The organism is Stenotrophomonas sp. GW821-FHT01H02A (assembly GCF_059422145.1).
Window position 1 is genome coordinate 74,002 of sequence record NZ_JBWKWI010000010.1, and the last position, 20,808, is coordinate 94,809.

18 protein-coding genes are annotated in these 20,808 nt (G+C 68.0%); 16 read left to right on the forward strand and 2 right to left on the reverse strand.

The features are described from left to right. The first annotated feature begins 157 nt into the window (after positions 1 to 157). The 13 genes from AC07WC_RS15200 (at position 158) to tkt (ending at position 15,858) form a co-directional block, all read left to right on the forward strand. Complete coding sequence (locus AC07WC_RS15200; RefSeq protein ID WP_019183880.1) at positions 158 to 1,216, forward strand: pilus assembly protein PilM; 1,059 nt, start codon at positions 158 to 160, stop codon at positions 1,214 to 1,216. Next, positions 1,216 to 2,061 (forward strand): PilN domain-containing protein, encoded by an 846-nt coding sequence (locus AC07WC_RS15205; protein WP_495210738.1) that lies wholly within the window; start codon positions 1,216 to 1,218, stop codon positions 2,059 to 2,061. Before AC07WC_RS15200 ends, AC07WC_RS15205 begins: the two co-directional genes overlap by 1 nt. Continuing rightward, positions 2,058 to 2,735, forward strand: a complete 678-nt coding sequence (locus AC07WC_RS15210) for a type IV pilus inner membrane component PilO (protein ID WP_495210739.1) — start codon at positions 2,058 to 2,060, stop codon at positions 2,733 to 2,735. Before AC07WC_RS15205 ends, AC07WC_RS15210 begins: the two co-directional genes overlap by 4 nt. Before the next feature lie 38 nt (positions 2,736 to 2,773). Further along, positions 2,774 to 3,268, forward strand: coding sequence for a pilus assembly protein PilP (locus AC07WC_RS15215; protein WP_495210845.1), 495 nt, complete (start codon positions 2,774 to 2,776; stop codon positions 3,266 to 3,268). Positions 3,269 to 3,288: 20 nt separating this feature from the next. Next, positions 3,289 to 5,265: a type IV pilus secretin PilQ gene (locus AC07WC_RS15220; RefSeq protein ID WP_495210740.1), complete on the forward strand. Its 1,977-nt coding sequence runs from the start codon at positions 3,289 to 3,291 to the stop codon at positions 5,263 to 5,265. Positions 5,266 to 5,404: 139 nt separating this feature from the next. After that, positions 5,405 to 6,448 (forward strand): AAA family ATPase, encoded by a 1,044-nt coding sequence (locus AC07WC_RS15225; RefSeq protein ID WP_495210741.1) that lies wholly within the window; start codon positions 5,405 to 5,407, stop codon positions 6,446 to 6,448. A gap of 5 nt (positions 6,449 to 6,453) precedes the next feature. Continuing rightward, complete coding sequence (locus AC07WC_RS15230) at positions 6,454 to 7,377, forward strand: DUF58 domain-containing protein (RefSeq protein ID WP_495210742.1); 924 nt, start codon at positions 6,454 to 6,456, stop codon at positions 7,375 to 7,377. Further along, positions 7,374 to 7,835, forward strand: a complete 462-nt coding sequence (locus tag AC07WC_RS15235; protein WP_495210743.1) for a DUF4381 domain-containing protein — start codon at positions 7,374 to 7,376, stop codon at positions 7,833 to 7,835. Before AC07WC_RS15230 ends, AC07WC_RS15235 begins: the two co-directional genes overlap by 4 nt. After that, the gene (locus AC07WC_RS15240; protein ID WP_495210744.1) at positions 7,832 to 8,839 is read left to right on the forward strand and encodes a vWA domain-containing protein; all 1,008 of its coding nucleotides are present in this window, start codon (positions 7,832 to 7,834) and stop codon (positions 8,837 to 8,839) included. The genes AC07WC_RS15235 and AC07WC_RS15240 overlap by 4 nt, the downstream gene beginning before the upstream one ends. Next, the gene (locus AC07WC_RS15245) at positions 8,836 to 10,587 is read left to right on the forward strand and encodes a VWA domain-containing protein (protein ID WP_495210745.1); all 1,752 of its coding nucleotides are present in this window, start codon (positions 8,836 to 8,838) and stop codon (positions 10,585 to 10,587) included. The genes AC07WC_RS15240 and AC07WC_RS15245 overlap by 4 nt, the downstream gene beginning before the upstream one ends. Then, a complete protein-coding gene (locus AC07WC_RS15250; protein ID WP_495210746.1) occupies positions 10,584 to 12,287 on the forward strand; it encodes a BatD family protein in 1,704 nt (567 codons plus the stop codon). Before AC07WC_RS15245 ends, AC07WC_RS15250 begins: the two co-directional genes overlap by 4 nt. A 66-nt stretch (positions 12,288 to 12,353) precedes the next feature. Beyond that, the gene (locus AC07WC_RS15255; RefSeq protein ID WP_495210747.1) at positions 12,354 to 13,697 is read left to right on the forward strand and encodes a dicarboxylate/amino acid:cation symporter; all 1,344 of its coding nucleotides are present in this window, start codon (positions 12,354 to 12,356) and stop codon (positions 13,695 to 13,697) included. Positions 13,698 to 13,848: 151 nt separating this feature from the next. Next, positions 13,849 to 15,858, forward strand: coding sequence for a transketolase (gene tkt, locus AC07WC_RS15260; protein WP_495210748.1), 2,010 nt, complete (start codon positions 13,849 to 13,851; stop codon positions 15,856 to 15,858). A gap of 168 nt (positions 15,859 to 16,026) precedes the next feature. On the opposite strand, the gene AC07WC_RS15265 is transcribed toward tkt, so the two are convergent. Together AC07WC_RS15265 and AC07WC_RS15270 are read right to left on the reverse strand one after the other, a co-directional pair. Then, positions 16,027 to 17,973, reverse strand: coding sequence for an acetyl-CoA hydrolase/transferase C-terminal domain-containing protein (locus AC07WC_RS15265; RefSeq protein ID WP_495210749.1), 1,947 nt, complete (start codon positions 17,971 to 17,973; stop codon positions 16,027 to 16,029). A gap of 31 nt (positions 17,974 to 18,004) precedes the next feature. After that, the gene (locus AC07WC_RS15270; RefSeq protein ID WP_495210750.1) at positions 18,005 to 18,562 is read right to left on the reverse strand and encodes a flavin reductase family protein; all 558 of its coding nucleotides are present in this window, start codon (positions 18,560 to 18,562) and stop codon (positions 18,005 to 18,007) included. Between the two features lie 118 nt (positions 18,563 to 18,680). Between AC07WC_RS15270 and AC07WC_RS15275 the strand changes: the two genes are divergently transcribed. Genes AC07WC_RS15275 through AC07WC_RS15285 form a run of 3 tightly spaced genes read left to right on the forward strand, consistent with a single transcriptional unit; the run spans position 18,681 to position 20,786 of the window. Beyond that, complete coding sequence (locus tag AC07WC_RS15275; RefSeq protein WP_495210751.1) at positions 18,681 to 19,046, forward strand: BlaI/MecI/CopY family transcriptional regulator; 366 nt, start codon at positions 18,681 to 18,683, stop codon at positions 19,044 to 19,046. Then, positions 19,039 to 20,217 carry a M56 family metallopeptidase gene (locus AC07WC_RS15280; RefSeq protein WP_495210752.1) on the forward strand — a complete coding sequence of 393 codons (1,179 nt, stop codon included), beginning with the start codon at positions 19,039 to 19,041 and terminating at the stop codon, positions 20,215 to 20,217. Before AC07WC_RS15275 ends, AC07WC_RS15280 begins: the two co-directional genes overlap by 8 nt. Beyond that, the gene (locus AC07WC_RS15285; RefSeq protein WP_495210753.1) at positions 20,214 to 20,786 is read left to right on the forward strand and encodes a hypothetical protein; all 573 of its coding nucleotides are present in this window, start codon (positions 20,214 to 20,216) and stop codon (positions 20,784 to 20,786) included. Before AC07WC_RS15280 ends, AC07WC_RS15285 begins: the two co-directional genes overlap by 4 nt. Positions 20,787 to 20,808 lie beyond the last annotated feature (22 nt).

The window sequence follows — 20,808 nt, forward strand, 5'->3', positions numbered from 1 at the left end:
GGTGTTCCTGGGGAGAGCAGTCGATCACCGTCTGGGGACGCGTGAAGCGAGCACTGGTGCTCGTTTTACAGCTTGACGGTTGCGATTTGCAAAAAAAACGTTATTAATGCGCGGTCGCAGGTTCTGCGTCCAAGTGCCCATCGGCAGGGGAGAAACCGTGGGGCTTATCCCAAAAAGCCAGTCGCCTCTTATCGGCGTCGATATCAGCTCGACTGCAGTAAAGCTGTTGCAGCTATCCCGCAGCGGCAATCGTTTCCGCGTGGAACATTACGCTGTGGAACCACTTCCGCCGAATGCGGTGGTGGAAAAGAACATCGTGGAGGTCGAAGCGGTCGGGGAGGCCATTCGACGTGCCGTGAACCGCTCCGGAACCAAGGCACGGCATGCCGCCGCGGCCGTGGCCGGCTCGGCCGTGATCACCAAGCTGATCCCGATGCCCGCCGATCTGGACGAGAACGACATGGAAGCCCAGGTCGAGCTCGAGGCGGTCAACTACATCCCGTACCCGATCGAGGAAGTGAATCTCGATTTCGAGGTGCTGGGCGCGATTCCGAACAACCCCGAAATGGTCCAGGTGCTGTTGGCCGCCTCGCGTTCAGAGAACGTCGAGCTGCGTCAGTCGGCACTGGAGCTGGGCGGGTTGGTGGCGCGGGTCATGGACGTGGAGGCCTTCGCGGTCGAGAACGCCTTTGCCCTGGTCGCCAGCGAGCTGCCGGTGGCCAGTGATGGCGTGGTCGCACTGGTGGACATCGGCGCCACCATGACCACCCTCAACGTCCTGCGTGGTGGCCGCAGCCTGTACAGCCGCGAACAGGTGTTCGGCGGCAAGCAGCTGACCGACGAAGTGATGCGCCGGTACGGGCTGACCTACGAAGAGGCCGGCTTGGCCAAGCGCCAGGGTGGGCTGCCGGAAAGCTACGAGATGGAGGTTCTCGAGCCGTTCAAGGAAGCCACGGTCCAGCAGATCAGCCGTCTGCTGCAGTTCTTCTATGCGGGCAGCGAGTTCAACCGGGTCGACCACATCGTGCTGGCGGGTGGCTGTGCCGCCCTGACCGGGTTGCCGGACATGGTGGAAGAGCAGCTGGGCGTGGCCACCGTGGTGGCCAACCCGCTGGCACAGATGACGCTGGGCCCCAAGGTGCAGGCACATGCCCTGGCCCAGGATGCCCCGGCGCTGATGATCGCCACCGGTCTGGCGCTGAGGAGCTTTGACTGATGGCGCGCATCAATTTATTGCCCTGGCGCGCCGAGCGGCGCAAGCAACGCCAGCGCGACTTCTACGCCATGCTCGGTGCGGCCGCCATCGGCGGATTGCTGCTGTCGCTGTTGATCTGGTTCTACTACGACCGGCAGGTCAGCGGGCAGGGGGATCGCAATACCTTCCTGCAGGCCGAGATCGACAAGGTCAAGGAGCAGAACAAGGAAATCGAGCGCCTGGACCGCCAGAAGGATCGCCTGCTGGCCCGCAAGGCCGTGATCGAGGAACTGCAGGCCAAGCGCTCGCAGATGGTGCATCTGTTCGATGCGCTGGTGCGGACCATCCCGGACGGGGTGGTGCTGACCACGCTCAAGCAGGAAGGCGACGTGCTGACCCTGGAAGGGCGCACGCAGTCCAACGCACGCGTCAGTGCCTACATGCGCAACCTGGAAAGCTCGGGCTGGATGACCAACCCGGAGCTGTCCATCATCGAGGCCAAGGCACCGGAGCGTGACAAGGCCGGGGCCGCCAGCGGGCCGGTGGCGGACATCAAGTCGCTGCCGTACATGTTCGTGGTCAAGGTCAATCTGCCGGCCCAGAGCAGCGTCACCGAGCTGGCCGCCGACGGCACCGTGATCGAGCCGACCGCCGATCCCGCGCCGCCGGGCGCCACCCCGGTTCCACCGGTGGCCCCGTTGTCGCCGGCACCGGCGCCTGACGCACCGGCCTCGCCCGATGCCGCCGATCCGGCCCAGCCGGCCGGCAGCAGCCGCATCGTGCCGCCCACGCCCACGCCCACGCCCTCCGCGCAACCTGCACAACCGGCGGCGCCGGCCCCGGCCCAGAAGGGGGCCGCCGCATGAGCCAGAAGATCAATCTCAAAGAGCTGGACTTCAACAACATCGGCAACTGGCCGCAGAAGGCCAAGGTCGTGTTCTGCGCGCTGCTGGCACTGTTCATCGTGATCATGGCCTGGTTCCTGCTGATCAGCGGCAAGCGCGATGACCTGGCCTCGCTGGAAAGCCGCGAGACCCAGCTGCGTGCGGAGTTCGAGAAGGAGCAGGGCCGTGCGGTCAACCTGGAGCCGCTCAAGCAACAGTTGACCCAGATGGAGCAGGTGCTGCAGCAGATGCTGCGCCAGCTGCCCAGCAAGACCGAAATGCCGGACCTGATCATCGACATCTCGCAGACCGCGTTGTCCAGCGGCCTGTCCAACGAGCTGTTCCAGCCCGGTGCCGAGCAGCCCAAGGAGTTCTACGCCGAGAAGCCGATCGCCCTGCGCATGGTGGGCAGCTACCACCAGTTCGGCGCGTTCGTCAGCGGCGTGGCTTCGCTGCCGCGCGTGGTCATCCTGACCATGCACGACATCAACCTGAAGCCAAAGGATCCCAAGACCGGCATCACCGCCCGCAACGGTGCGCTGGAGTTGTCCGGAACGGTCAAGACCTACCGTTATCTGGATGACGTGGAGATGGAGGCCCAGGAGAAGGCTGCCGCCGAGAAAGAAAAGGCTGCCAAGAAGGGAGGCCGGAAATGAGCCGCCTGACCTCGACCGCACGGGTATGCGGCCTGTTGATGGTGGTCCTGCTGGCCGGCTGCGCACGCGGCGTGACCAGTACGCCCGGCGACGCACCCAACCTGGAAAAGTGGGTGGCCGACGTGCGCGCACGCCCGGCACCGCCACTGGAGCCGCTGCCGGTGATGCAGCAGTTCGAGACGTTTGAATATTCCGCGCAGGGGATGCGCGACCCGTTCACCGACGCCTGGACCAATCCGCAAGGGGGATCGGGACTGCGCCCGGATCCGAACCGCCGCAAGGAGCCGCTGGAAGATTTCCCGCTGGACAGCCTGGACATGGTGGGTTCGATCGGCCGTGGGGGCGGTCTCGTCGCGCTGGTGATGGCACCGGACAAGGTCACCTCTCGGGTGCGTCCGGGCGTCTATCTGGGGCAGAGCGACGGGCGGGTGACCGGGGTCTTCGAGGACCGGATTGAGCTGATTGAACTGGTGCCGGATGGCGCGGGTGGCTGGCTGGAACGGCCGGCAACGCTCGCGCTTGAAGATCAATGAATGATTATGGGGATAGCACGATGACCTTTTCCAACGCCATGCGGCTGCGTTCCGTCCGGCGCCAGAAGTTGCTCCACCTGTGCGCGCTGGGAGTCGCGCTCATGGTGGCCAACGGCACGCTGATGGCGGCCACGCCCAGCGGCGCCGTGCCGAAGCCGGCGGCCACGACGGCGCCGGCGACCGCACCGGCCTCGCTGTCGGTGTCCAAGATCGATTTCAAGCGCGGCGACGACGGTGCCGGCCGGCTGATCCTGCAGTTCGACGGCCAGGGTGCCAGCCCGGACCTGCGCAGCCAGGGCAACAGCGTCGTCATCGACGTCGGCAACGCGCGCCTGCCCGAGAACCTGCAGAAGTCGATCAACGTGACCGACTTCGCCACGCCGGTGCAGCGCATCGATCCCAAGCCCTATGGCGGCGGTACCCAACTGGTGCTCAACACCAATACCGCATTCGAGTCGCTGGCTTACCAGAGCGGCAACGAGTACGTGGTCGAGATCAGCCCGCGCCAGGCGGCCCCGGCCACCGGTGCGATCACCGCCACCAGCGTCAGCCAGGCGGCGGCAGCGCTGGGCCAGCGCGGTTACAGCGGCAAGCCGGTGACCTTCAACTTCCAGGACGTGCCGGTGCGCACCGTGCTGCAGTTGGTGGCCGAGGAATCCAACCTCAACGTGGTCGCCTCCGACAGTGTGCAGGGCAACGTGACCCTGCGCCTGATCAACGTGCCGTGGGACCAGGCGCTGGACATCGTGCTGCGGGCCAAGGGCCTGGACAAGCGCCGCGATGGCGGCGTGATCTGGGTGGCGCCGCAGCCGGAGCTGGCCAAGTTCGAGCAGGACAAGGAAGACGCACGCATCGCGATCGAGAACCGCGAGGATCTGGTCACCGATTACGTGCAGATCAACTACCACAATGCCGCAGCGATCTTCAAAGCGCTGACCGAGGCCAAGGGCATCGGCGGCGGCAGCGGTGGCAGTGGCGGCAGCTCGCAGGAAGACAGCGGGTTCCTGTCCTCGCGCGGCCGCATCGTGGCCGACGAGCGCACCAACACGCTGATGATCAGCGACATCCCGAAGAAGGTCGCGCGGATGCGGGAACTGATCAACGTGATCGACCGCCCGGTCGACCAGGTGCTGATCGAAAGCCGGATCGTGATCGCCACCGATACCTTCGCGCGTGAGCTGGGGGCCAAGTTCGGCATCAGCGGCAGCCGCCAGGATGTGTTCTTCGGCGCCAACACCGACCAGAACCACGCCAACATCACCGATCGCGGTACCAAGGACACGGAGTACCAGAAGGCGATCAACGAGTGGGTGGCCGGTGGCCGCACCGGTGCGATTCCGGTCCGCGGACCGACCAAGTTCGCCGATGGCCTGAACTGGAACCTGCCGGTGGCCGCGATCAACAACCCCGGTTCGCTGGCGCTGTCGATCCTCAACGCCGGCTACCTGCTGGACGTGGAACTCTCGGCGATGCAGGCCGAATCGCGCGGCGAAGTGATCTCCAACCCGCGCGTGGTGACCACCAACCAGCGCGAAGCGGTGATCAAGCAGGGTAAGGAAATCGGCTACGTCACCATCAGTGGTGGCGGTGCGGCCGGTGCCGCGGCCCAGCCCAACGTCCAGTTCAAGGAAGTGGTGCTGGAGCTGAAGGTCACCCCGACCATCACCAACGACAACCGTGTGTTCCTCAACATGGCGGTCAAGAAGGATGAAGTGGAGCAGTACATCCTGCTGGAAGGCTATGGCCAGGTCCCGACCATCAACCGCCGCGAAGTGAACACCGCGGTGCTGGTGGACGACGGCCAGACCGTGGTGATCGGTGGCGTGTATGAGTTCACGGACCGCACCAGCATCAACAAGGTGCCGTTCCTGGGCGACGTGCCGTTCCTGGGCAACCTGTTCAAGAAGCGCAGCCGCAACAAGGACAAGGCCGAACTGCTGGTGTTCGTCACCCCGAAGGTGCTGCGCGTGGCCAAGTCGAACCCGGCCGTCAACTGAGTCGCATCGCGATTGCAGCGCAGAAAGGGCCGCCTCGTGCGGCCCTTTCTGCGTTCAGCCAATCTTGATGTCGCAACCGCGGCTGTCCTGCCATCATGGCGATGGAACCTCTGCCCACCGTGGAGGTCACATGGATGCCATGAACCTGCCGCCCCCCATGCCCGATACCCCCATGCCCGCTCCGGTGGAGCACGACCGCCTGCACGATGCCTTCCGCACCCTGCACGATGCCTTCCGCACCCTGCGCGACGGCCTGTCGTCCGAGATCGTCGGCCAGAGCGCGCTCGTCGAGCGCCTGCTGACCGCGTTGCTGGCCGATGGCCACCTGCTGGTCGAGGGTGCCCCCGGCCTGGCCAAGACCACCGCGATCCGCGCGCTGGCGGCCCGGCTGGATGCGGATTTTTCGCGGGTGCAGTTCACCCCCGACCTGCTGCCTGCCGACCTGACCGGCACCGAGATCTGGCGCCCGCAGGAAGGCCGGTTCGAATTCGTGCCCGGTCCGATCTTCCATCCGATCCTGCTCGCCGACGAAATCAACCGTGCCCCGGCGAAGGTGCAGTCCGCGCTGCTGGAAGCGATGGGCGAGCGCCAGGTGACCGTGGGCCGCCATACCTATCCGCTGCCCTCGCTGTTTCTGGTGATGGCCACGCAGAATCCGATCGAACAGGAAGGCACCTTCCCACTACCCGAAGCGCAGCTGGACCGCTTCCTGATGCATGTACGGATCGGCTATCCCGATTCGGATGCGGAGACCGAGATCCTGCGCCTGGCCCGTGAGCGTGCCCGCGAGGCGTTGTCCACGCCGGCCGCCGCGCCGGCGCGCATGCCGTTGAGCGATGTGTTCGCCGCGCGCAAGGCGGTGCTGTCGCTGCACGTGGCGCCGGCGCTGGAGCGCTACCTGATCGAGATCGTGCTGGCCTCGCGCGACGCCGCGCGTTACGACCCGGCGCTGGGCCGGCGCATCGCCTGGGGCGCCAGCCCACGTGGTTCGATCGCACTGGAGCGCTGCGCGCGGGCGCGCGCCTGGCTGGCCGGTCGCGATTTCGTCACCCCGGAGGATGTGCGCAACGTCGCTCCCGATGTACTGCGCCATCGCGTGCTGCCCAGCTATGAGGCCACCGCCGAGGGCTGGGATGGCGAGCGTCTGGTCGCCGAGCTGCTGGCCCGCGTGCCGGCGCCCTGAGCGCGATGGAGACGTCCGTGCACACGGCCACGCCGCTCGAGGGCGATGGCCTGCGGCCGAGTCTGGCCGAGCTGGTGGCGCTGCGCCGCAGCGCGCATCGCGCACCGCCGGCACGCCGTGGCCGTCTCGGTCATGCCGGCAGCGCGCCCTCGCCGGCGCGCGGGCGGGGCATGGAGTACGCCGAATCCCGCGACTACGTGCCGGGCGATGACGCGCGGCATATCGACTGGCGCGTCACCGCGCGCACCGGGCGTGCCCATACCAAGTTGTTCCAGGCCGAGCGCGAGCGGCTGACGCTGCTGGTCGCCGATACCGACCCGGTGCTGTATTTCGGTACCCGGGTCCGCTTCAAATCCGTGCAGGCCGCGCGCGTCGGCGCCGTCGCAGCGTGGTTGGCGCAACGGCAGGGCGACCGCCTTGCCGCCGTGCGCGGCAGCACCCAGGAACCACCGATCGCCCCGGCCGGGGGCACCCGTGGTGTGCTGCGCGTACTGGATGCCCTGACCCGGTGGTATGCAGAGCCGCCTGCCGAAGACGCCGGCCTGGACCGCGCGCTGGAGCAGGCGGCACGGTTGCTGCGTCCCGGTGCACGCGTGGTGGTGCTGGCCGATCCGGCGCGCGCGTCCACCATCAGCGGTGCGCGCTGGGCCGCGCTGGCAATGCACCATGAAGTGGTGGTGATGCTGCTGGTCGATCCGCTGGAGCTGGCGCCGCCCACCGACGCGCTGCCGTTCCTCTCGCAGGGCCGTCGCGTGCTGCTCGATCTGGGCAGCCCCGCGGTGCGTGAGCACTGGCGCGAACGCTTCGTCGCGCCGCTGGAAGCGTTGCAGAACAACCTGGCCGCCCGCCGCATCCAGGTGCATGTGGTGGCCACCGACGACGCCAGCGACAGTTGGCTCAGTCAGCTTCCGACCGCGGTGGTGGCATGAGCGCCGCCGCATCGCTGCCGCTGCGCGATGTGCAGCTGCCGCCGTCACCGCCGTGGTGGCCACCCGCGCCAGGCTGGTGGCTGGTGTTCGCCGTGATCGTGCTGGTGGTCGCGGCGATCTGGATCTGGCAATGGCGCCGGCGGCGTGCGCGCCAGCGCTGGCTGGATCTGTTCGACGCACAGGTCGCCCAGGCCGGTTCGCCGGTGCTGGAGGTGGCGGCGATCGCCGAGCTGTTGCGCCGCGCGGCACGCCAGTACCAGCCCGGTTCGGAACGCCTGCAGGGCAGCGAGTGGCTCGCCTTCCTGGATGAGAAGAACAGCCGCGCGTTTTCCGAGGGCGACGGCGCGCTGCTGCTCGACGGCGGCTATCGGCCGAGCGTCGATGCCGAGGCGGTGCAGCGGCTGCGCGTGTTGGCACGCCGCCGCTATCTGTCGTTGCTGACGGAGCGCCGCCGATGATGGCGATCACGTTGCCGACGTGGTTGAGCTGGGTCGACAGCCTGGCCTGGCCATGGATGCTGCTGGCGCTGCCGTTGCCGATCCTGATGCGCTGGTGGCCAGCGCGTGCTGGCGCGGGTGCCGCGCTGCGGGTGCCGTATGCCGCCGATCAGCTGCAATCGCTCGGCGCTGCCTCCGGCGGTACGGGGCCACGACTGGGGCGCGTACTGCTGTGGCTGGCCTGGGCCTGCCTGTGCGTTGCCGCCGCACGACCGCAGCAGCTCGGTGACGCGGTGACGCCCCCGCAGCAGGGCCGGCAGATGATGCTCGCAGTGGACGTGTCCGGCAGCATGAGCGAGGCGGACATGATGCTCGGCAACCAGGTGGTGGAGCGACTGACCGCGGCCAAGGCCGTGCTTGCCGACTTCCTCGACCGCCGCGTCGGTGATCGGGTCGGCCTGCTGATCTTCGGCGAGCGTGCCTACACGCTGACGCCGTTGACCGCCGACCTCACCAGCGTGCGTGATCAGCTGCGCGACAGCGTGGTCGGCCTGGCCGGGCGCGAGACCGCGATCGGCGATGCGATCGCCCTGGCGGTCAAGCGCCTGCGCGAACAGCCGGAAGGCCAGCGCGTGCTGATCCTGCTTACCGATGGCGTCAGCAATGCCGGCGTGCTTGAACCGCTGCGCGCGGCCGAGCTCGCCCAGGCCGAAGGGGTGCGCGTCTACACCGTGGCCTTCGGCGGCGATGGCGGCATCAGTCTGTTCGGTGTACAGATCGCGCCGGGCGAAGACCCGGTCGACGAAGCGACCTTGAACAAGATTGCCGAACTCACCGGCGGCCGCTCGTTCCGCGCGCGCAATACCGATGAGCTGGCTGGCATCTATGCCGAGCTGGAACGCCTGGAGCCGGTCAAATCGGCCGGCCCGGCGGTGCGGCCACGGATCGAGCGCTATGCGCCGGCGCTGGCCCTGGCCCTGCTGCTGGCCGGGCTGGCTTGGCTGCTGCCGAGGCGCTGGACATGAGCGCGAGCTGGAACGCCCTGCATTTCGTCCGCCCCGACGCGTTGTGGGCACTGCTCGCGCTGCCGCTGCTGGTGGCGATCTGGTGGCTGCGTCGGCGGCGCAGCAATGTGTGGCGGCAGACCGTGGACGCGCATCTGCTGCGCCACCTGCTGGTCGGCCGCGACCGCCGCGCCTGGGGCGCGTTGATCCTGTTGCTGCTTGGCACGGTGCTCGCGATCGTGGCGCTGGCCGGTCCTTCGTGGCGGCAGGTCGCCCAACCGCTGTGGCAGACGCCCTCGCCACTGGTGGTGGCACTGGATCTCTCATCGCGGGTCACCGCGACCGATCTGCCGCCGTCGCGGCTGCTGCAGGCACGCGCCAAGCTGGCCACGCTGCTGCGTGAGCGCCAGGGCGGCGAAGTCGCGCTGCTGGTGTATGCCGATGATGCCTACACGGTGGCGCCGCTGACCGACGACATGGCCAATGTCGCCCTGTATCTGGATGCGCTGGCACCGGACGTGATGCCACGCGATGGCCAGCGCGCCGACCGTGCGCTGGAGACGGCGGTGAAGCTGCTGCAGCAATCCGGGGCGCGCGGTGGCGATATTCTCCTGCTGACCGACCGCGCCGATGCAGAGGCCGAGCGGGCCGCTGCATCGGCGCGCGCGCAGGGCTTCGTGGTCTCCGTGCTCGGGTTGGGCACGCCGCAGGGCGCGGCCTACCGCAACGGCGAGGGCCAGATCGTGCCGGCGCAGCTCGAGGAGGGCAGCCTGCGCGGTGTGGCCAGCCGTGGCGGCGGTCGCTATGCGCGTATCGCCTCCGACGACAAGGATCTGGCCACGCTGGACGTGCTGACCCCGCGGGTCGGCGCCGACGACAGCCGGGAAGGGCAGGGCCGCAGCTGGCGCGATGAAGGTTTCTGGCTGTTGCCGCCGCTGATGCTGCTCGCCCTGCTCGCCTTCCGGCGGCGCGGAGCACTGGCGGTGCTGGCAATGATGGCGGCGCTGCCGATGACGATGCCGATGACGGTCCACGCCGCCGAGGGAACGTGGTGGCAACGCGCCGACCAGGTCGACCAGCAACGCCTGTCCACCGGCGTGGATGCGTACCGCAAGGGCGACTTCAAGGCCGCGCAGCAGCAGTTCGAGGGCATCGATACCGATGCAGGCCTGTACAACCTGGGCAACGCGCTGGCGCGTCAGGGCCAGTACGACGCCGCGATCGAGGCCTACGACCGTGCGCTGAAGAAGCATCCCGGCATGGCCGATGCGGTGGCCAACCGCGCCGCGGTCGATGCGGCGCGCAAGCGCAGGCCGCCGCAGAACAACGACCAGAAAGACAACCAGCAAGACGGCAGGAATCCGCCGCCCGGCACGCCGGACCCCGGCAAGAACCCCGGCCAGGGCCAGAACGGGGGCGCATCGCCGCCGCAGGACAAGGGCACACCGGGACAGTCACCGCCGCCTGCATCGGGGGATCCAAAGGACGGCCAATCAAAGGACGGGACATCGCCGCCGCAGGCCGCCGACAGCCAGGCGCAGGCCGAGGCCGACGCGGCCCAGCGCGAGCGCATGCAGCAGGCGATGCAGCGGCAGGGTCAGAACGACGGCAACGACAAGGCCCAGGGCCAGGTCGGCGGCACCCCGCAGCAGCGCGAACAGCAACAGGCGGTCGAGGCCTGGATGCGGCGCGTACCGGATGATCCGGGCAGCCTGCTGCGGGCCAAGTTCCAGCTGGAAAACGAACGCAGGAAACGGGAAGGGCGATGACACACTCCACGATACAGCGCTGGTTGCGCGCCGGGCTCGCCCTGCTGCTGTGCGCGAGCATGGCCGTGCAGGCCCAGACCCGTGCCTGGCTCGACCGCGAGCAGATCACCGACAGCGACACTGTCACCCTCAACATCGAATCCGATGCGGGCGGCGGTGCGCCGGACTATGGTCCGCTGCGGACCGACTTCGATCTCAGCAGCCAAACCAGCAGCCGCCAGGTGCAGTGGAGCAACGGCGCGATGACGTCGCGCGCATTGTTTGCGGTGGCGCTCAGCCCGAAACGCAGCGGTACCCTGCAGATTCCCGCGCTGCAGGTTGGCAGCAGCCGTACCCAGCCGCTCACCCTGCAGGTCGGCGCCAGCAGCGCCTCCGCACCGGCCGCGGCCAGTGGCAACGCGGCCGCCTTCCTCGAAACCGAGGTCGATGATCCGACGCCCTATGTGCAGCAGAGTGTCGGCGTGGTGGTGCGCCTGTTCTATGCCGCGCAACTGCTCAGCGGCGAACTGGTGCTGGATACGCCGGCCGGTGCCTCGCTGCAGCGGGTCGGCGAGGACCGCAGCCTGGTCCGTGAGGTCAACGGCCGCCGCTACAACGTGGTGGAACGGCGGTTCCTGCTGATTCCCGAGCGTAGCGGGCCGTTGGTGCTGCCGGCGGCGCAGTTCAACGGGCGCAGCGCGGGCGGCTTTTTCAATGACATGTTCGGTGGCGATGGTCGCCTGCGTGCCGCGTCGGCCGAGCGCACGCTGCAGGTCCAGGCGCAGCCCGCGTCCGCTCCGCAACCGTGGCTGCCGCTGCACGGGCTGCGCCTGCGTTACACCGCCGCGCCCACCACCGGCCGCGCCGGTGAAGCGGCCACCATCGTGGTCGAGGCCGTGGCCGAGGGCGCGACCAAGGCACAGTTCCCGGAGCTGCCGGTGCCCAATGTCGGGCCCGGCGCGCAGGTCTTCGCCGAGCCGCCGCAGTTTGATGAGACCTTCAACGGCAACACGCCGCGGCTCACGTTGACCCGGCGCTTTGCGATCGTGCCGCGCCAGGCAGGGCCGCTGACCGTGCCGGGGCTGCGCATGGCCTGGTGGGACGTGGCTTCCGGCCAGGCCCGCACCGCCAGCCTGCCGGACCTGCCGCTGGATATCGCCGCCGGCGTCGCCGGCAGCGCCGCACCGAGCCTGCCGGTGGACACCACCTCCGCGCTGCCGGGCGAACCGGCATCGGCGTCCACCGACCTGCAGCTGCCGCCGACACCGGCCGCACCACGGCCATGGGGCTGGATCGCACTGTCGGCCGGCCTGGCCCTGCTGTGGCTGCTGACCCTGGTCTGGGGCTGGCGCCGACGCGGTCGTCCGGTGGCCGCGCCGAGCGGCCACGGCGCAGCGTCCGTCGGCTCGGCCGCAGGCAGCTACACCCGTGCCGACCTGCGCCGGGCCATGGACGTCGGCGGCATGGACGAGATCATCGCGGTACTGGCGGCGATGGGGGGTGTGCAGACCCTGGAGCAGGTGCTGGAGCGTCTCGACGACGCCGCGCAGCGCCAGGCATTGGTGCAGATGCAGGAGGTGCGCTGGGGCGGGCAGGGCGGCGATGTCGGCCAGGCCCGGCAGCAACTGCGCCGCGCCTTCCATGACGGACCGCACTGGCGGGCACCTGCGACCCCGCCGAACAATGGCCTCGCGCCGTTGTACCCATCTGCGCATTCATAAAAAGGCGTGTCGGTCAGGGCGGCCGCCTTTGCTAAGCTGATTTCATTTTTTGAGGAACGCCGCTCCATGACTGAGGCCGCAACGACCCGGCAGAAACTGCCTTTGCATTGGAAAATGGGCATTGGCTTCATCGTCGGCCTGGTCCTCGGGCTGACCGTCCATGCCCTGGGTGGCAGCGTCGACGGCCTGCATGCCGCAGCCAAATGGGTGATGGACTACGTCACCACCCCGGCCTCGGGCCTGTTCCTCAATCTGATCTTCATGCTGATCGTGCCGCTGATTTTCTCGGCGCTGATCATGGGCGTGTCGGAAATGGGCGACATCCGCGCCCTCGGCCGCATCGGCTGGAAGACGCTGGCCTACACCATCCTGCTCTCCGGCATCGCCGTGGGCATCGGCCTGGTGCTGGTCAACGTACTCAAGCCCGGCGCCGGTGTGGACCCGGTCGTGGCCGCGCAGATGCTCACCGAGAATGCCGAGCGCAGCAAGGAAATCGTCGCCGGCATCCATGGCACGCCGAAGGGCATGGACATGCTGCTGTCGATCGTGCCGAGCAACGTGGTCGAGGCGGCCTCCAGCAATGGCGCCATCCTCTCGCTGATGTTCTTCGCGCTGATGTTCGGCATCGGCATGGTGCTGACCGACGAAGAGAAGGTCGCCCCGCTGCGTCGCGCCATCGAAGGCATCTTCGAAATCTCGATGACCCTGATCAACCTGGTCATCCGCCTGGCCCCGTACGCGGTGGCCTGCTTCATGTTCAACCTGGCCGCGTTGTTCGGCTTCGAGCTGATCATCCGTCTGGGCGCGTACGTGGGCGTGGTGGTGCTGGCGCTGGGCCTGCACATGGTGGTGACCTACGGCGTCGCGGTATGGCTGTCCGGCCGTTCGCCGCTGGCGTTCTTCCGCGACACCCAGGAGGCCACCGTGATGGCCTTCTCGACCGCCTCCAGCAACGCCACCCTGCCGACCGCGCTGCGCGTGGCCGACCAGATGGGCCTGCCGCAGAAGGTCTCGCGCTTCGTGCTGACCGTGGGCGCCACCGCCAACCAGAACGGCACCGCGCTGTTCGAGGGCGTGACGGTGATCTTCCTGGCGCAGTTCTTCGGCGTGGACCTGAGCATCGGCCAGCAGTTCATGGTGATGGCGGTCTGCATCCTGGGCGGCATCGGTACCGCCGGCGTGCCTTCCGGCTCGCTGCCGGTGGTGGCGATGATCTGCGCCATGGTCGGCGTCAACCCGCTGGGCATCGGCCTGATCCTCGGCGTGAACCACTTCCTGGACATGTGCCGGACCGCGCTGAACGTCACCGGCGATCTGGCCCTGACCACCCTGGTGGCCAAGGGCGAGGTGGACGATGGCCCGGTCGTGGCCACGGTCGCCCCGGCGCCCGCTCCGGCCCCGCGCGACTGAGCCTGCGCAGCCTGCTGGTCCCGCGACGCCCCGCCTTGTGCGGGGCGTCGTCGTTAAGCGCCTGGCCTGTCTCCGGCCTGACCCCGCCGATCACCTGTGGGACAATGGGCTGCCCGCAGCTCCGCGGGAGCCTCCCGACTCCGACAGAACCATGACGCAGCCTACCCGCCGCCAGTTGGCCAATGCCATCCGCTTCCTTGCCGCTGATGCGGTCGAAACCGCCAAGTCCGGTCATCCCGGCATGCCGATGGGCATGGCCGACATCGCCGAAGTGCTCTGGAACGACTATCTCCGTCACAACCCGAAGAATCCGAAGTGGTTCAACCGCGACCGCTTCGTGCTGTCCAACGGCCACGGCTCGATGCTGCAGTACGCGCTGCTGCACCTGAGCGGCTACGACCTGCCGATCGAACAGCTCAAGCAGTTCCGCCAGCTGGGCAGCAAGACCGCCGGCCATCCGGAACACCATGAAACCCCCGGCGTGGAGACGACCACCGGTCCGCTGGGTCAGGGTCTGGCCAACGCCGTGGGCTTCGCCCTGGCCGAGAAACTGCTGGCACAGCGCTACAACCGCCCGGAACACGAGATCGTCGACCACCGCACCTGGGTGTTCCTGGGCGATGGCTGCCTGATGGAAGGCATCTCGCATGAAGCCGCCTCGCTGGCCGGCACCTGGGGCCTGTCCAAGCTGGTCTGCTTCTGGGACGACAACCACATCTCCATCGACGGCAACACCGATGGCTGGTTCACCGACAACACCCCCGAGCGTTTCGAAGCCTATGGCTGGAACGTGGTGCGCGGCGTCGATGGCCACGACCCGGAAAGCATCAAGTCCGCCATCGACAGCGCGCTGTCGCAGTTCGACAAGCCGACCCTGATCTGCTGCCGCACCACGATCGGCTTCGGTTCGCCGAACAAGGCCGGCAAGGAATCCAGCCACGGCGCCCCACTGGGCAAGGATGAGCTGGAAGCGACCCGCAAGCAGCTGGGCTGGCCCTATGGCCCGTTCGAGATCCCGGAAGAGATCTACGCCGGCTGGCGCGCGGGCGGCACCGGCACCCTGCGCCAGGCCGAGTGGGAGCAGCAGTTCGACAAGTACGCGGCGCAGTTCCCGGCCGAAGCCGACGAACTGATCCGTCGTTCGCACGGCGAGCTGCCGGCCGACTTCATCGCCAAGGCCGATGCCTACATCGCCCAGGTCCAGGCCGACGGCCAGACCATCGCCTCGCGCAAGGCCTCGCAGCTGGCGATCGAAGCCTTTGCCCCGCTGCTGCCGGAGCTGGTGGGTGGCTCTGCCGATCTGGCGCACTCCAACCTGACCCTGTGGAAGGCCAGCAAGTCGGTCGCCACCGATGACCCGAACGCCAACTACGTGTACTACGGCGTGCGCGAGTTCGGCATGACCGCGATCGCCAACGGTCTGGCCCTGCATGGTGGGTTCATTCCGTTCGACGCCACCTTCCTGGTGTTCAGCGATTACGCCCGCAACGGCGTGCGCATGAGCGCGCTGATCCCGGCCCACGCGATCCACGTGTACACGCACGATTCGATCGGCCTCGGCGAAGATGGCCCGACCCACCAGCCGGTGGAACACCTGGCCTCGCTGCGCTACATCCCGAACAACGATGTGTGGCGTCCGTGCGATGCGGTCGAATCGGCGGTCAGCTGGAAGTCGGCGATCACCCGCAAGGACGGCCCGAGCTGCCTGGTGTTCAGCCGCCAGAACCTGCCGCACCAGCCGCGCAGCACCGAGCAGGTCGCCCAGATCGCGCGCGGTGGCTACGTGCTGGCCGACGCCGAAGGCGGCGTGCCGGACGTGATCCTGATCGGCACCGGTTCGGAAGTGGGCCTGGCCGTGACCGCCAAGGCGGAACTGGATGCCGCCGGAATCAAGACCCGCGTGGTGTCGATGCCGTCGACCGACGTGTTCGAGCGCCAGGACGCCGCCTACCGTGAGTCCGTGCTGCCCAATGCCGTGCGCAACCGCGTGGCCGTGGAAGCCGGCGTCACCGGTTTCTGGCGCCAGTACGTGGGCCTGGACGGTGCGGTGGTCGGTATCGACACCTTCGGTGCCTCGGCCCCGGCGGAAGCGCTGTACAAGCACTTCGGCATCACCGCCGACCATGTCGTGGCCGCAGCCAAGGCGCAGCTGGCGAACTGATCGTCGCTGGAGTGCGTCGAGCCCTGCTCGGCGCCAGCAAACGGAAGGCCGGCGAAAGCCGGCCTTCTGCGTTCTGGAGTCATGGAGGGCGCGATCCTCTGCAATCCGCCCTGGCCTGGCGCGCGCCGACCCGCGGCCGGTACTGCCCGCGTGCCAGGGCACTGCGCATCATGCGGTGCGCGCCAACCCCAGCCGCAGCAGGCGTGCTTCGATGCGCTCACCCATCGTCTGCGGCGCCTCCAGCCCCATCCGCTGCAGATAGGCCTGGTCGCCATCGCCGGCCGGTTGCGTCAGCGCCGACAGCACCGTGCGCAGCTTGGCGATCGGCGTCTGCGTGTTCTGCTTCAGCCAGCCCAAGGCTTTGACCAGGTGCTGCTCGACCTCGGTGAAATCACTGCCCAGCGGGTAATCCGGCAGCAGGCCGGACTGGCGGAACGGTGCCAGCGCCGCGCTGACCGCCGCGGCGGTGTTGCGCTGTCCATCGCCGGACGGTGTGAAACCGGTCGCCAGCTTTTTCGACGCTTTCGCCTGGTCCAGCAAGGCGGCCTGGAACTGTGCATCGGTGATCGCGGCCATCGCGATCACGCAGTCCTCGTCGGTCATGTTGCGCAGGTCGGCGATGCCGTACTCGTTGATGTACAGGTCGCGCAGGTGCCGCGGGATCGTGGTGTGCCCGTAGTTCCAGCGCACGTTGGAGTGCAGCACGCCCTTGTCGTCGCGGGTGGCGCGGAAGATCAGCGCACTGCGTGCGCCGGGCAGGGCATGCGCCATCGCCACGAAGTTGTACTGGCCGCCCACGCCGGAGACCACGCGGCCGTCTTCCAGCGCATCGGAAACGGCAGCGCCGAGCGCGGTGGCCATCATGCAGGAGTTGAAGAAGCGCGCATCGCGACGCTGCATCCGCTCCAGCGTTTCATCGCCGCCGTAGAGCTGGTTGATCTCGCTGATCCGGCGCATGCCGATCGCGCTGCGCTCGTCATCGGGCAGGTCGCGCAGCCACTGGTAGAACTCCGGCGAGCCCAGGTAGAACGCGCCGTGCAGGTACTCGCCCTCGGCCTCGAGGGTGGCGTAATCGGTGGTCCACGCGGTGCCGTTCTCGATCCGCTGCAGCAAGGCCAGATCATCATGCACCTTGCGCCGGATCACCCCGGTCTGGACCAGCCGGCGGAAGCCTTCGTTGAGCATCTCACTGCAGCCGTACAGGCCGATCTCGAACGGCTCCAGGCCACCGCATTCAAGCACCGTCGGATGGCTGGCCAACGCCGGGTCCAGCGCCTGCAGGATCTGCCGGTAGCGTGCGTTGTCGGTATGCCGCAGCACCAGCGCGTGGCTGAGCGCATCGGCCAGGGTGCCGATGCCGATCTGCAGGGTGCCGCCATCGCGCACCAGCGTGCTGGCGTACAGCCCGATGGCATAATCGGCATCGCTGACCGGTTGGCGCGGCAGGCCGAACAGGTCCGGATACGGGCCCGGTGGCGTGATCACCAGATCGAAGAACGACACATCCACCGTGGCCGAGCCGGCCAGATAGGGCAGCTGCGGATCGATCTCGGCAATCATCAACGGGCGCGGCAGGCCGCGTGCGGCCATCGCATCCAGGGTGTCCTGGGTGATGTCGTTGTTGCACGACAGCGACAGCCGCCGGTCGTTCGCGCGCATCGCCACTTTCTGCACGATCGCATGCGGCGCGCGCTGCGCCACCGCATCGGCGGCATGGGTGTAGTTGAGACTGGTGTAGCTGCGCTGGGCCTGCGAGGAGTTCAGCAATGCCCCGGACTGCATGTAGAACTCTTCCACCTGCACATGCGCTGGCAGCTGGTCGCGCACCATGGCATCGGCGTAGGCCAGGCGCGGGAAGTCCGCACCGAAATGACGCTCGGCGAACGGCTTCATGAAGCGGGCTTCCAGCCCGGCACCGCCACGCGGCGGATTCAGCGACAGCGCGGTATACAGCTGCAGCGGTCGCGAGGCATCGTTCTCCACCCGGGCATACAGCGCGTTGAGCAGCCGGTGCGGCTTGCCCAGGGCGAGCGGGGCGCCGATGCGCAGGGGGCCATCGACCCGCTGCAGCAGCCACTCGGCGGCGGCGTCCAGGTCGGTCAGGTGTTCGGTCATGCGGCGCTATCCTGCGAAATCATGCGGGTCATTACAGCATTTCCGGTTTGAACAGACGGCGACGCGAGACTTCATCGCCGGAGACCATGAACTGGCCATCGCCCCGGTAATGCACCGTGCGCGGCACTTTCGGGGAACGTGCGACATGCGCCTTGACCACCTCCCAGATGAACAGGCCGTGCCGTTTGATCTGGCTGCGGTCCGCCAGCCGGCACTCGAAGCTGGCATGGCACTGGGCGATCAACGGGGCAGCGACCTCACTGGCGGCGACCGCGTCCAGACCGAAGTGCGCGAACTTGTCGATTTCCACACCGCTGCTGTTGCCGATCCCCACCACCGTATCGAGCATCTCCGCGGTGGGTACATTGATGACGCATTCGCCACTGCGGCGGATCATCTCGAAGCTGTGGTTGCCGGTGGAGATCATGGTCGCCAGGCGCAACGGCGTGAACTCCAGCACCATGTGCCAGCCCAGGGTCATGATGTTGCGCTGGCCTTTCCAGGCCGAGCTGATCAGCACGATCGGGCCGGGCTCCAGGAAGCGGCGTACATCGTCCACCGGGTAATCGAATTTTCGGTAGCGTCTCATCGAGGGCTCCGTGGGGCATGCGTCGATGCTGGCAGCGGTGGGATGAACCGGTTGTAGAAGGGGTTGACACCTGTTTCGATTACAGGCGTAATCGAAGAGTCGATTACGGATGTAAATGATGAGCCAGATCAGTGAAGCCGAAGCGGTCGTCATGGAAGTGCTGTGGCGCAGCCACCCACTGGGCGCTGATGAGGTGGTGGCCGCACTGGCCAGCCGCGACTGGGCCGAGCCCACCATCAAGTCCCTGCTCAACCGGCTGCTGACCAAGGGAGCGATCAGCGCCAGTCGCGACGGCCGCCGCTATCTGTATTCGCCGGTGCTGCAGCGCCAGGCCTGGGTGGCCGAGCAGAGCGAGGGATTCCTGGAGCGGGTGTTCGACGGCCGCGTTGCGCCGCTGGTCGCGCATTTCAGCCAACGCGGCGAGCTCAGCGCACGGGATATCGCCGAGCTGAAGCAGCTGATCCGGGAGCTGGGCCATGACTGAGCTGCTCGACGGACTGCTGCAGGCCAGCGTGTGGTTGGCGCTCGCGGCCGTGGTGCTGGCCGCGGCACGGCCGCTGCTGCTGCGCCTGGGGGGCGCAGCGCTGGCCTACCGCAGCTGGTGGCTGCTGCCATTGGTGCTGATCGCTGCTTACCTGCCGCTGCCGCGGCTACCGATCACCGAGACGGCGCCGGTGATGGTGATGGCCACGGCGCTGCGCGCGCCTGCCGTGCCGCCCGATGCCCCGCAGTGGCCGCTGCTGCTGTTGACGGTGTGGCTGCTGGGCGCGGTGGCGATGGCCGGCATCAGCTGGCGCGCGCAGCGCCGCTTCGAGCATGCCCTGGGCGCGCTGCAGGCGCGCGCGGATGGCAGCTGGCAGGCCAGTGGCGATCCGGGCCTGCCGGCGCTGGTCGGCTTGTGGCGGCCGCGGATCGTGGTTGGCCCGGACTTCGAGCAGCGCTTCAGCCCCGCCGAGCAGGAGCTGATCCTGCGCCACGAACACAGCCATCGTCGTCATGGCGATCCCTGGGCAAACGCCGCGCTGGCCGCGCTGCGGTGCGTGTTCTGGTTCCACCCGTTGCTGCCGTGGGCGGCGCGCCGGTTCCTGCGTGACCAGGAGCTGGCCTGCGACGCCCGCACGGTCGATCCGCATCCGGCACTGCGCCGGCTCTACGCCAACGCGCTGCTCAAGGCGCAGTTGGCCCACCCGGTTGCACCGATGGCCTGCCACTGGCGCAGCCAACCGATGTTGAAGGAGCGGATTGCCATGTTGAAGGAACACAAGCGGAACACATTGCCGTGGTTGACCGGGCAGGTGCTGGTGGTCGGGTTGTGCGTGGGCCTGGGCACGGTGGCCTGGGCGGGGCAGGGCAGCGCGGTCGCCGCCGATCGCGATGCGACCGCGCACAAGATGCCGCCGCCGTCCTACCCGAAAACGGCGGCCGAGCAGCGCATCGTCGGCAAGGTCGTGGTCAGGGTGGACGTGGATGACGAAGGCAGGGCGACCGATGTACGCGTGCTTGAGGCGAGCCCGGCGGGTGTATTCGACGACGCGACGGTCGCTGCCGCGAAACAGTGGACTTTCGAACCGGCGATCCGGAATGGCAAGGCGGTGGCCTCGGCGCTGAAGATTCCGGTCACCTACGCCATGGATGATGAGGTGCCAACGCCATGAGGCAGTCATCCGTCCTGGCAGTGGCGGCGCTGTTGATGGCTGGCTGTGCCACCCATGAGACGCTTACGTCAGTGGACACGCGGGCGGAGAACGTGGGTCACCAGCGCTTGGATCCGGCCACCGGTACGGGGGCTGCGCAGGTGGCGAGCTACCAGCTGAAGGCTGCGGAGGGTTACCGGATGCCGCAACTGAATGCAGGTCCGGACCCCGTGCTGGGCGATCGCGATCCGCGCAGTGAGCTTTCGCCCACGACAGTGTGCCTGCAGTTGGTCATCGATGCGCAGGGTCGCGTGGAGCGAAGTCTGCCGGTGCAGGACCGCGACGAATGCGCCGCTGGCAATGCCCCTGAGAATGCGCCGTTGCTGCAGTCCGCGCAGGATGCGGTGGCGGCCTGGCAGTACGTGCCCGCAGCGGTGTGTCACTTCGCGGAGGGGAAGGTTCCAGCGGATCGGGGCGATTGCAAGGGTGCCGCGCGCATCGAACCTGTCCCGGTGAGCCTGCTGTATACCTTCACCTTCGAAATCGTGAAAGGCAAGACGACCGTGCGCAGCGGGACGCCGGCGAAGTAGCGAAGCAGTGCGCCCACGACGC